Source organism: Microcystis sp. M53603_WE2, assembly GCF_030065435.1.
The window spans coordinates 1-12773 of the sequence record NZ_JASJFF010000736.1; the positions used below are offsets into that span (position 1 = coordinate 1).

The 12773-nt window shown below is 41.9% G+C and carries 12 protein-coding genes; 4 read left to right on the top strand and 8 right to left on the bottom strand.

Annotated elements, in window-relative coordinates; all coding sequences use genetic code 11:
• The first annotated feature begins 621 nt into the window (after positions 1-621).
• The 4 genes from PX481_RS15890 to PX481_RS15905 all read left to right on the top strand — a co-directional run bounded on the left by PX481_RS15890 (position 622) and on the right by PX481_RS15905 (position 3876).
• Entirely contained in the window at positions 622-1467 is an 846-nt protein-coding gene (locus tag PX481_RS15890; protein WP_288094945.1) for an FHA domain-containing protein, read from the top strand.
• 529 nt (positions 1468-1996) lie between these two features.
• Positions 1997-2224, top strand: a complete 228-nt coding sequence (locus PX481_RS15895; protein ID WP_004159378.1) for a hypothetical protein — start codon at positions 1997-1999, stop codon at positions 2222-2224.
• Complete coding sequence (locus tag PX481_RS15900) at positions 2221-2634, top strand: PIN domain-containing protein (RefSeq protein WP_004159379.1); 414 nt, start codon at positions 2221-2223, stop codon at positions 2632-2634. Before PX481_RS15895 ends, PX481_RS15900 begins: the two co-directional genes overlap by 4 nt.
• Positions 2635-2931: 297 nt before the next feature.
• Entirely contained in the window at positions 2932-3876 is a 945-nt protein-coding gene (locus PX481_RS15905; RefSeq protein WP_288055922.1) for a hypothetical protein, read from the top strand.
• A gap of 361 nt (positions 3877-4237) precedes the next feature.
• On the opposite strand, the gene PX481_RS15910 is transcribed toward PX481_RS15905, so the two are convergent.
• The 8 genes from PX481_RS15910 to PX481_RS15945 form a co-directional block, all read right to left on the bottom strand.
• Positions 4238-5989: a mechanosensitive ion channel family protein gene (locus PX481_RS15910; RefSeq protein WP_288027773.1), complete on the bottom strand. Its 1752-nt coding sequence runs from the start codon at positions 5987-5989 to the stop codon at positions 4238-4240.
• A 171-nt stretch (positions 5990-6160) separates the two neighbouring features.
• Positions 6161-7351: a glutamate decarboxylase gene (gad, locus tag PX481_RS15915; RefSeq protein WP_288094946.1), complete on the bottom strand. Its 1191-nt coding sequence runs from the start codon at positions 7349-7351 to the stop codon at positions 6161-6163.
• Complete coding sequence (locus tag PX481_RS15920; protein ID WP_288027769.1) at positions 7327-7563, bottom strand: hypothetical protein; 237 nt, start codon at positions 7561-7563, stop codon at positions 7327-7329. The genes gad and PX481_RS15920 overlap by 25 nt, the downstream gene beginning before the upstream one ends.
• A 28-nt stretch (positions 7564-7591) precedes the next feature.
• Positions 7592-8200 (bottom strand): DUF1345 domain-containing protein, encoded by a 609-nt coding sequence (locus PX481_RS15925; RefSeq protein ID WP_288094947.1) that lies wholly within the window; start codon positions 8198-8200, stop codon positions 7592-7594.
• A gap of 54 nt (positions 8201-8254) precedes the next feature.
• Entirely contained in the window at positions 8255-9016 is a 762-nt protein-coding gene (locus PX481_RS15930; RefSeq protein ID WP_002760903.1) for a Coq4 family protein, read from the bottom strand.
• Between the two features lie 51 nt (positions 9017-9067).
• On the bottom strand, positions 9068-9673 hold the full coding sequence (locus PX481_RS15935) for a hypothetical protein (RefSeq protein WP_002760901.1): 606 nt from the start codon (positions 9671-9673) through the stop codon (positions 9068-9070).
• Between the two features lie 190 nt (positions 9674-9863).
• Positions 9864-10538 carry a MarC family protein gene (locus tag PX481_RS15940; RefSeq protein WP_288094950.1) on the bottom strand — a complete coding sequence of 225 codons (675 nt, stop codon included), beginning with the start codon at positions 10536-10538 and terminating at the stop codon, positions 9864-9866.
• An 89-nt stretch (positions 10539-10627) separates the two neighbouring features.
• On the bottom strand, positions 10628-12773 hold a 2146-nt coding region (locus PX481_RS15945), incomplete at its 5' end, for an arylsulfatase (RefSeq protein WP_288094952.1).

Here is a 12773-nt window from a genome sequence, read left to right on the forward strand (position 1 = left end):
CAAGCTTTTCTGGTCGGAACCCCCTAAGCCGAGTTTTCAAGGTGCTGCGCCGTCCACTTGGTTTTCGAGACTGGCCTTTTAATTCTAACGTAAAGCCAACCTAGAACGGCGGGGTTTCAGACCCAAAATTTCCGATGAACAATCATCTCTAGATGAAACTATTCGTAATATCACAGGAACTTAGGCTGATTCAAGCACAAACTTGAAAGAAATGCTTTAAAGTTCATTTTTGCCGTTATTTTGAGGTAATGCCGACTTTATCTTCAAATGTCTTGAACTCTTTTCTAACCTTGTTAATCTGTCAAATATCGTCATTTTTAAGGAGAATCAACCATGTCTATCGAATGTCCCACCTGTGGCTATGAAGGAAACCCCCCAGACGCTGAATTTTGCGAAACCTGTGGTGCAGAATTAGGAAATACTCTCCCCGTCACTCCGATTTCATCTCCTTCTTCCTCATTTACTCCTCCTACACAGGGAATACCGACCCCTCCATCTCTCACTCCTCCTACACAAGTAATACCGACCCCTCAACCTCTCACTCCTCCTACACAAGTAATACCGACCCCTCAAGTAATGACAGCACCGATGCAGATGACATCTCCTTCTCCCATAGGTGCAATGGCCACTGCGCGTTTAATTCCTCTGTTTAATGCACCCACTGCCGAATTTAAAATTTATAATAGCGCAGTGATTGGTATTTTTACACCGGGGAATCCAGTAGAAATTGATTTAGATTCATGTGCTAATAGTGATAAAGTGTCCCAACATCATGCTGAGATTACCTATGAAAATGGGGTTTGGATGATTAAAGATAGTTCGACTAATGGGACTTATATTAAAACATTAGGACAGGAAAAATTGGGCGCAAGAATTATGTCACCAACTCCCATTAATTCACGGGATACGATTGCTTCAGTGGTTTTTATCTTCGCTTTAAAGCAGCAAATAGAATCTGTAAATCAGGAACTACAATTAATGACTGAATTAACTCTACCAGATGGGTTGGACAAAATAGTTAATGATCTGGCTCAGGATCAAAAGATTGATAAAACAAAAAGTAAAAAGGCAATTATTAAACTTTTTAAGTTACAAAAAAGCTTATCTAAGCAAAAAGAAATAAACTGGAAACAGTTAATTGAAGATTATCAAACAGGAAAAAAAATAAAACCAACAGGTATTGTAGGAATAAAATCAGATAGTCAGACTAGAGAGGCTATAATCAAGGATATTAAAGTAAGTCTAGGGCTATCAACTCCTTCCTCTCCCTCTCCATCACCTTCTCTATCATCTTCTGTATCTCCATCCCCCTCTGTATCCCCATCACCCACTGTAGATACGAATTGGCAAACTAATGTCAAATCCTTAAACGCTATAGTTGAAGATAACGCTCATGATGATTCAGAAAAAGGAAAAAGAAAAGGGCTTATTGTTGAAATCTTAGATTTTCCAAAAGATACTCCTTAATGAGGATATAATCAAACAGGAGAACTCCCAACAGTTAAAAGAAAAAATTAAAGCTTTTCAGAAACAACAGTTTCATGAATGGAACACTTATGATGGTCTGATGTCAGAAGGTGGTGATACATATAAAAAACTCAATTCACTGGTATCTTCGATACCATCTAATCCCCCATAATCTCGACCTGAAATAGATGGTCTAGGTCCCTAAGTGGGTGTTGTGCTATCCTCTTATGAAAAACTAGATATACTGTAGGGACGCAAGTGTTGTGCGTCCTATAAATTAGCGTTTGATTGAGGAAAATCAAAGTCTATCTGCACTTAATCTTATTATCAATTAGACGGGAGAAAATCAATTCAAATTCGGTATTCAGCAAAAAGAACCATCAAAGTTATATATAACATTTCCCAATCTCATGAGGTACAGTCAATTAGTTGAAAAGCTAGTTCTGTATAGCTTTTACTTCCGACTTCCAACCTCATAATTCTGACTTCTGCTATAATGATTTTAACTATCTTCAAATAGCTTAATCTTATGACTTCCTATCAAACTCAGATAACCCTTGATAACTCTCAGCAAATCCTTCTCTCTAATTTACCCTTCAAAGAAGGAACAAAGCTGAATATTAATATTGAGGTTGTTGAACAAGATATAGCTGAATCTTCTTCCGATTTTGAAACGGTTTTAGAAAATACTCAAGGAATATGGACAAAAGGAGATGGGTTAGAATATCAACAGAAAATTCGAGAGGAATGGTCATGAAAAAACTGATAGATTCTTGTATTCTGATTGACCATTTTAATGGAGTTTCAGCAGCAACCAGCTATCTTAAAAAACATAAAAACGATGCTTGTATTTCTATCATTACTAAAGCAGAAGTCTTGATTGGATTTGAGGATGAAACCACCTTTCATCAAGCTCAACAAGTTTTATCCTACTTTCACCTAATAGAATTAGATCAAACTATCATCGATTTAGTTATCCAACTTCGTCGTGAACAAATCAGAAAAAAGTTGAACAAACTCCCCCATCAAAAGATCATACAATGGAAATTACCCGACGCAATTCAAGCAGCAATCGCCCTTCATTATAACCTTAAATTAGTCACTCACAATACTAAAGATTTCGACTTAACTGAACATCCCTTTGTTGAAGTTCCCTATACAGTTTAACCTAGTTTTTAAGATAGTAAAGTATCGTTCTAACATTAACTCATTTTGTGTCATGACTTGATCCTCATTAACTTTCTTTAGTCTATCCCATTTATCGAAGTTAAATGCGATCGCTGATCCAGCTTCGCCTAAATTTTATCTCAACTATAATAAAATTGTATTATTTAACCGCTCCCCTGCATAACTTCCCCCCTATCCTACGATAAAAGAATAGATAGAGACCCATTTTAGGGTGAGGTGATCGCTATTAACGGTACATAAATACTAAGCAATAATCCTTACTTTTGACAAAAAATCATGAGTACTATTGAGATTCACGAATTTAGTACAGGAGTTAAAGTACAATCTTCACAAGTTGGTACACAAGTTTTGTGGTGGGTGGAAGATTACACCGAAGAAGACTTTATGAATTGTACCTTAGAGCCGATTCCCGATGTGGTTTATCAAGCCATTGATGAGGAATTATTAAAAATTCCTTGCTTTCCTCAAAACGTGCCTGAAAAAGAAAAATTTGTTATAATCGGTCGAGAAGTTAAAAATAAAAAAGAGGCTTGGTCAATCATTGCTGTTATTAGTAAAGGGAAAGATCGCAACAGAGAAGAAGTATTATTATATCGTTATTTTATAGCGCAAGGATTAGGAAAATTAACGAATTTATTGGCATGGTTTAATACTAATAACAAGCCAACTTTCGACCCTTTTGATCAAAAAGATACCAGAAAAACCCACTTGTATGATGATTCTAATACCCGTCATAATGATGCTTTAAAACTGCCGCAATTTCAAGCATTATTACAAGAAAAAAATCCTTGTTTAGTGATTCCTCGTGATCTAAAGTGTACGGTTATTATGATCAATCAACTGGCAGAAAGAAGAAAAAATAAAAACAAATTAACCGCATGGGCCTATCAGATTGAAGAAATTTATAAACCCCAAACCTTTCAAGCGATTTATCCTCTAAACTCTGATGCTGAAAATTATCTTAGGAAAAAAGTTTCTCAAAGGTTTAAACCTAAAATTTTTAATAATTTATTGGGTTTTCTTAGTGATTTTTATCAACTAATCACCCATCCTATTAAAGTACCGCTCCTTCTTTTGGTGGGTATGTTTTTCGTTGGTGGAACTCTGATTTCTTTCCCAGCTTGTTTTGTTTTATTTGCGGTTTTTTCCTGGTCTATTGTATTTATTATTGGCATCTTAATCATGTTTTCGCTAGGCTTTTATTTAGGAGGTAGTTCCTAAATAAAATATAGCGGTTCTCGCATCTGTGCGGCACACTTAAACCTTTGCTGATTAAGCTGTTCAGGATCGGGAATGTACCTCTTGTGAATCAGAAACCCTATAAGAGATATTGTCAACTTTATTCCCTTGCAAAACTAAACCTCTTGCACAATTAATTTTTGATGGTTCAAAAACGGCAAAAATAAGGATTAAATTGCCTAAAATCTGTCAAGAGATCATGGAATTGATTATTATTCATTCTTAATTATCCTGACTACTGACTACTGACTACTGGCTACTTACTCCTAACAACAATTTTTGATTTTTACAAGAGGTCTATTAATAATCCGCCAAAAGTGAGAGCCTAAAAACGGGTATGGTGTCATAATGTGTTGTTTTCCTGATTGTCTGAAGATTGAACGCGAAAGGGAGGCGCGACATAATCGGAAGGTAAATAATTTTCGGGAATGGTTGTTGTATTTCCATCTCGTAGGGAGGTGTAACTGGGAGAGAGAATCTCAATCCCAGCTTCATTACACTTGTCTTGAATATTTTGATGGAGTTCTGAATAAATTATTACCATCAAATTGGGTTGGTTAGTGTAAGCGTTTAATTGATAACTGATGTAAAAATTATCTAAGCTAGTTTGCAGGACAAAAGGTGCGGGTTCTTTGAGAATATGCTCAGTTTCTAGAGCAGCTTCAATTAAGGTTTTGTGGGCTTTTCGCCAGGGCAGATCATACCCCAGGGTAATCGTTGTCTGAATAATTAGATTTCTGTTTAACTCCCGCGAGGAAATACTAAAGTTAATCACATTACTACTTAATAAAGATGAGTTAGGAATAGTAATGATTTTATTAGTGGGAGTACAAATGCGGATGACTAGGAAGTTTTTTTCAATTAGATCGCCAATTACATCTCCTACTTGAATGTGATCTCCGATGCGAAAGGCACGGGTATAAATAAGAATAATTCCCCCAATAACATTGGCGATTGCCGAAGTAGAACCAAGGGATAAAAGAAGACCAAGAAAAACAGAAACACCTCGGAAAGCAGGGGAATCAAAACCGGGCAAATAGGGAAAAGCAACTATTGCTGCTATGGCAATAATTATGACTAATAGGATATTGTAAGTCGGTTTAGCCCAATCAGTATAAAAACCAGGAATAACCAGATTTCCTCTTTCTATTGCTGTAAAAAAGGGCTTGATTAGCCCGATTAAGTAGTAAGTGATAAAAATGATTATGGCAATAATAAAGGCATTGGGAAGATATTGGCCAATAGAGGATAAAACCAGTTCTAATGATTGATAAAAATAGCCTAAAATACTCTCACCAAAAACTCTTGTCCAGGGAAATAAACGAAGTACAAATGTAGCATAATTAAATAATAATAAAAAGAGAACAAGTAAGCGAATTATCCGAAGAACTCGCAGCCAAAAAAAGCTTATATTAGAGGAAGATATGATCTCAACATTCCCGATTTGAATGCCTGGCGTCAAGGATTCAATCAAACGTCTAATAAAGGGAAATAGCTTCCCTGAAGTTTTGATAACTGCAAAGCTAATAATCAGGAAGGCAAAGCTGGCTATAACCGTATAAATGATGTTCTTAAGTAGTTGTTCGGGTTTTCGATCTTGGCGATATTGAGCGATAGCAACCTGAATTTTTTGTAAAGCTTGTTGAGCTAAAACCTTCGGCGTTGAACGATAGGCTTTTGCATCTCGCTCCGTCACCGTTAGAATTACTTCTTGATCTACACTTAAATAAAGTGAGTTATCATCAGGAATCTGCTTAATTGTCAGGTTCTCAACAGGAATAGAATCATTTTGAGCAATTCTTTCAATTCTCCGGGTAATAGCGTTAGCTCTCTCCTCCGCCGAAAATGAAGAAACTCCACGCCGGATAAAAAAGAGAGTTTTTCCATCTAACATAACTGGAAAGCCGTCAATTTTATTTTCCAGTTGTGTCGGATTTTGAGCTATTCCCAAAAGAGGAGAGGTGAGAGTCAGTAGTAAAACTACGATAAATATTACCAAAGTATGTCCAATTTTTTTCATCCATCTTCTAGTTCTAGATGGTTTACTTGGCATTAAAGATATTTGATTAATATCGAAAAATGGTACAGATTTCATAGGATTAAGTCAGATTTTTTTGGGTGTATTCGGGTAAGATTTAGGCATTACTGTCCTCGATGAGGTACGGATATACTAGGTTGAGACAGGAGTGGAAAAATTGCCAACACCAAAACTCTGTAAGGGTTGCCAATATTTAGGAAATTTAAGCGAGTTTTTCCTCAACATCTGTTAGTGATGGAAATGGGAACCAGATAATTTTGACTGATAATGAGACTGAGATTGAAAAAATGCGATCGCTGAATGAATGTCCCGCAACAACAGAGCCGCCATGTCGCGACTAAATCCCTCCTTGATCACCACGCGCTGCACGGTTAAATCTTGGCGATTTTTCGGCATTGTATAGGCAGGAACTAACCAACCCCGCTCGCGCAATTTATCAGCCAAATCGAATAAACTATAATTAGCTTGATCGCTAATTGTCTCCTTTAATTTCCAAGCAAAAACTGGAATAGTGCTGCCATCGGTAATTAATTCAAACAGTCCGATCTTAGCGATTTCCCCCGATAAATACAAGGCCGTATCTCGACAGGCTTGATGAATTTGTCGATAACCCTCCTTACCCAGTCGTAAAAAATTATAGTATTGAGCGACTACTTGATTGCCGGGACGAGAAAAATTCAGAGCAAAATTAGGCAGATCACCGCCTAAATAATTACAATTAAAGATTAATTCTTCTGGTAATTCTTGCCGATCTCGCCAGATAATCCAACCAACACCGGGATAGACTAAACCGTATTTATGCCCGGAAGCATTAATCGATTTAACCCATTTGAGGCGAAAATCCCAGACTAAATCGGGATCAAGAAAAGGGGCAATAAAACCACCACTAGCACCATCGACGTGCAGGGGAACTTGCCAGCCGGTTTCTCTGTTCAATTTTTCCAGGGCATCATTAATTTCTTGGACGGGTTCGTAACTACCATCAAAGGTACTACCCATAATGGCAATTACCCCGATCGTATTCTCATCAATTAGTTTAATTGCTTCCGTCGCATTGAGATGAAAACGATTCCCTTCCATCGGCACAAAACGCGGTTCTACCTCCCAATAACGACAGAATTTTTCCCAACAAACCTGCACATTAATGCCCATGACTAAATTAGGTTTATCGGTGGGTTTACCCTCTTTTTGTCGGCGATAGCGCCGCTGCCATTTTAAAGCCATGCCTCCCAACATCGCCGCTTCACTGGAACCAATGGTAGAACAACTGGTTGCCGCTGCGCCTTTGGGAGCATTCCAGAGTCTAGCGATCATATTCACACAACGCAATTCAATTTCGGCGGTTTGTGGGTATTCATCCTTGTCGATCATGTTTTTATCGAAGGTTTCCGCCATTAATTGTTTGGCTTCCAGTTCCATCCAAGGGTGACAAAAGTAGCCAAATTCAGGCGAGAATTACCATCAAGGGCGAGTTCATCCCAGATTAAATTATAGGCCACCGCCGGCGGCATTTCTCCCTCGGGAATCTCGTATTTAGGTACGGCGGAAGTCAGGGCGCGGGAAGCATAGGTGGGGGTAATTAGTGTCTCTTCTGGACCTAGGCGATCGAGATTAATTTTCTGATGAACCATAACTTCCTTAATAAAATATCTTTTTTGCTTAGAGTAAATTACCAATCATCCCAAAAATAATAGCAATAATCAAGACGGATAAAGAATAGGAAAGCATCCCGTAGGTTGCTACCAGCCGCCGCATTGCCGTACTATTAATACTTGTATCGGAGGTTTGATAACAAGCCGCCATACAAAAACCTTGATAGAGAAATTCCCTCCAATTAGGTCGATCGCAATCGGGAAAAACTAGGCCTTTACCATCATGATAGTAGCGTACTGCATATTCTTGGCTGTAGATCAATTGTATGGCTAACCAAGCACTAATAATACCCAAAAAACCACAGGCAAAATGAACGATGGCGTGTTCGGAAGCGATCAGATAAATTAATAGTCCGAAACTGCCGATCGTATAAAATAGGGATTCCAGAAATGCCCCCCGATGATTGGGAGGTTTTAATAGTTCTAGCTGCCAGGGGGCAAGGCAAGAAATTCTGTAAGCTAGTAACATAATTGCCACTATCAAAGCGAAAAGAAAAGCTAAAACCAGTCGCAGAGTAATAGTCACCGGCAGCATTAAGACAATCAGAGCGACAATTATTTGACAGAGCCAGCGAATTTGAGTATAGCTGGGTTTTCTAGCGGTTTTTTTGACCATAGATCAAAGCAGAATTATCCCTAACTATTCTCTCATAAAAATCTGCGGGGTAAATTATGCGATCGCTGCTTGTAATTCCGGGCAACTGTACCAACTCCAAGGCCCGTCTAAAACTGGTTTGATATTCAGTTCTTCACGCCATTGATCTAAGGGTTTTTCTAATCCTTCTTCCCACTTGATCGGGAATAGAGGTTGGGCCTGGCGACCGATGGTAATTCCCCGAGAAATTAAATCGAATTTGTAACCGAGAGTTTTATTTAAATCGGCATCACTTTCTACCTCACTTAACAGAGTATCACTGGTAAAAAAAGTCATCAGTAAAGAGAGGATATCGATGAGGAGAAAAGTAGGATAACGAGTTTGAGCGACCGTGACAGAAATTACTCCCAATTCTCCAAGAGTATCTAAACTAAACCCGGTGAGAATGTGATGGATATCGTGGGTTTTATCAATGCGAAAACCAATATAGTCGGCATCGGAATCAAATTGCTCGCGTTGGGGATAAAATTGCGGATCATAGCCCAAAGTGTGCATAATTGTGCCGTAAGTCCAACCGAGAGAACCTTTCGGCATTTTTAACATTGCTTCGAGATCGTAGGGTTTGCCGATGTATCTTTCTTGCACTAATTGAGCGGAAGCTGGTTCTTGCAGAACTGCTTTTACACATAACTCCATCGGGCGACTATTGACCAATCGGCGCTCGATTTCCCAGACATTAGCCGTTTCTTGGCCAGCGCCGGCCGCTAGATCGACAAATTCCAGAAATCGATGCAAATTTTCGGGTGTGGCTAATTGATTGATGTATCTGTAACTCATGGAATTCTCCTCATCGGTAGATAAATTTACAGGCTGCTTAGAACAAGTGTATTAATAGCGCAGGGGGCCACCGTAACCACCGTATAAACCGACCCCGCGGGTACCGGCCCCCACCCCGTAAAAGCCAGGACCGACACCACCACCAACACCAATCCAATCGATAAATAGGGAAGTTGCCCCGCCGGTTTTAGGTAGAGTCCCTTCGATTAGCTTGTAGCTATAAATCAAGTCCTTGCCATCGATGACGGGATTGCTAATCTCGACGACAATTATGGTATTGTCTTGACGGCCAGGTTCATAGACCGAGAGGGTAGCATTGGGGGGATCGTTGGCAAAATTATCTTTTCCCGCCCTAGCTGTCCACTCATCCATGTAGGCTGCCATGGTCAGATTACCAGCAATCCGGTTTGGGCGATCGGAAAAGTATAATGTCTGTTTGTTGACATTCACCAGGCGAATTGTTTTTGCGACGGGATCTACCTTAAGATCTTCTGCCGTTTGCACGAACATTAACTGCACTTTTTCTTGAGCAGGAGTAGTCTGGGCTACAGAAATATTGGGCATCCCCCAGCTATTGATTGCCATGGCCGCTACTCCCAGAAAAAGTGTATAACGAAAACGCTTCAGGGATTTGGTCAATTGCTCAGAATTTCTCATGATTGCTCTCCTTAATACCCAGTTTAAATATACAACAGCTTATTTGATATTTCCAGTAATTTTCTTAGCTAACTATAGCGTTTCTGATTCACAAGAGGTACATTCCCGATCCTGAACAGCTTAATCAGCAAAGGTTTAAGTGTGCCGCATAGATGCGAGAACCGCTATATTTAGACTAATTAGTAATTGGCTATGATGGTAGTTTCGGAACGATCTGATCGACAAAAATATTAATCAAACCTGTCACCATAAATTGTACTCCGATCGCCGCTACAAATAGGCCCATAACTCGCTGAGTAATACTCAAGCCAATATCTCCTAAAAGTCTTTGTAACCATTGGCCAGCCGCGAGGATGAGAAAGACTAAAAAACTGACTAAAATTGTCATCAAAATCAGTTCAATGCCCGTACCAATACCTAGCCTTGATTCGGCTTCACTGGCATAAAGGATAACGTTAGCAATCACCCCAGGCCCCACTAATAAAGGCATAGCCATAGGAATAACAATCTGCCGATAAACTGACTTAGCTTCGCTGAGATAATCCCCGCCTTGCTCATTAATTAAAAGCTCTTTTGTCCCTGCCCCAGAACCGTTAACAATGTTGATACCGATAATCAACAAAAGCACGCCACCAGCTAGGCGAAAAGAGTCTAAGGTGACGCCAAAGAATTTTAGCATTGCCGTTCCGATAAACATAAAAATCAATAACAAACACAAGACAGTTAACGAGACAAATAGAGCCACGAGTCGTTGTACTTCTTTACGTTCGCGAGCGGTGTAACTAATAAAAATCGGCAGCATTCCCAGAGGATTTAAGAGGGCGAATAAAGTGATGGCAAAGTTTCTCAAAAAAGACCATTCCATAGGACAAAGTTGCTAATTTAAGCTCAATTTTTTTGCTTTTAACCGAGGGATAGTCTAGATAAAGCTACCAGTATCGCAAGTCCCCTTTTCTACTGCCTGGCCATGATAATTTTCAGACGTTCCTCCGGGTCGATCAGGTGGTCATGATTGTCCGTACCCAGATCCAATTGAACCCAGCCGATCTTGCCGGTGAAACGACTGGTTTTCGAGGTATATTCCGCCGCCACGGGGGTACCAGATTCGTAGCCGATATCCGTGGTTTCGTCGGCGGAGAAAATAAAAGCCTGAGTTCGTTCTACCCGACCCGTACCCACTGGTTGACCGTCGTAGTAGAGGGTGACATTTCCCCCCCGTCCTAAACCACCACCATCGTAGGCAAACTCCATCCGTACCTGATGCTTACCGGCCGGGATCGTCTCCGTCGCCTCGGTGACAAAACTTTCAATCCCCAGCACGTTATAGACGAACTTGGCTTTTCCGTCGTGGGTATAGACACTCCAACCACCGAAGCGGCCGCCTTGGGCGATAATCACCCCGTCCGCGCCTTCCGGGGGAATGTTCAGTTCCGCCGTCACCGAGAAGGATTTATTTTTGATGTTGATGACGCTATTTTCAGACAAACGCCCCATCCCGGCAAAGAATAATTGCGAGTTTCCCCGCACGAGGGTAGGCCGGCCAGCGGTGGCGGGATCGACCCGTTCCACTTGGCGATCGTCTAGGGGCAGTACATTATATTTAACCGCCTCGATCAGAAATTGTCGCTGTAGTTCGTGCAGTTTCTCTGGCATTTCCTGGCAGAGATCCCGAGCTTGCGTCCAATCCGTACTGCCGTCGTATAGTTCCCAGATATCATCGTCGAAAGGAACCATCGTCTGTCCAGTCATCACCCACGGGGTGCGGTGCTTGGTAATCGCGCTCCAACCCTTGTAATAGATGCCCCGATTGCCAAACATCTCGAAATACTGCACATCATGACGTTCGGGGGCGGCTGCGTCGTTAAAGGTATAAACCATACTCGTACCCTCGTAGGGACTTTGTAGGACACCGTTAACCATCGTCGGTTCGGGAATGCCTACCACTTCCAACACCGTCGGGGCCACATCAATGACGTGACAGAATTGGTGACGAATCCCACCTTTTTCCTGGATGAGTTTGGGGTAACGAACAATCGTACCGTTGCGGGTGCCGCCCCAGTGGGAAGCGACCTGTTTCGTCCACTTATAGGGGCTACTCATCGCCCAGGCCCAACCGACCGCGTAGTGATTATAGGAATCGGGCGCACCGAAGTCATCTAGTTTCGAGAGGAGAAATTCCGGGGTTTCTAGACTCGCTAACCCGTTAAAGTTGGCCATCTCGTTAAACGCGCCCTGAAGCGTTCCCTCGGCGGAGGCACCGTTATCACCGACGATGACGTAAATTAGCGTATCGTCGAGGATTTCTAGCTTTTCTAAGGCTTGAATCACTCGTCCCACCTGATCATCGGTATGTTCCAGAAAGGCGGCGTACACCTCCATCTGGCGCTCTAATACCGGCTTCAGGCGCTCGTCCATGTCATCCCATGGGGGAATTTCGGCGTGACGGGGGGTGAGTTCGGCATTTTGGGGAATTACGCCCAGTTCTTTCTGTCGGGCAAAGGTGATCTCACGCTGGCGATCCCAACCGTGAGCGAATTGGCCTCGATACTTGTCGATCCACTCCTTCGGGACGTGGTGGGGGGCGTGGGTTGCGCCAGGGGCGAAGTAGGCAAAGAAAGGCTTATTGGGGGCGAGAGCTTTTTGTTGACTAATCCAAGCGATCGCTCGATCGGCCAGATCCTCGGTCAGGTGATAGCCTTCCTCCGGGGTTTTCGGCGGTTCGATCGGGGTCGTTCCCTCGTACAGTGCCGGGTCCCACTGGTTATTTTCGCCACCGATAAAGCCGTAGAAATACTCGAATCCACCCCCGCCGGAGGGCCAAGCGTCAAAGGGACCGATCGGGCTGGTTTGCCAAACCGGTACTTCGTGGCACTTACCGAACTGCGCCGTGGAATAGCCGTTCAGCTTCAGGGTCAAGGCGAGGGGGGCTTTGGTGTTGGGGCGGACGGAACTCTGTCCGGGGGCGGAGGTGGCGGTTTCGGTGATGTTGCCCATGCCGACCGAGTGATGATTCCTTCCAGAGAGCAAAGCCGCACGACTGGGAGAACAGAGGGCAGTGGTATGAAAACGGGTGTATTTTAACCCAGCCGCCGCTAATCGC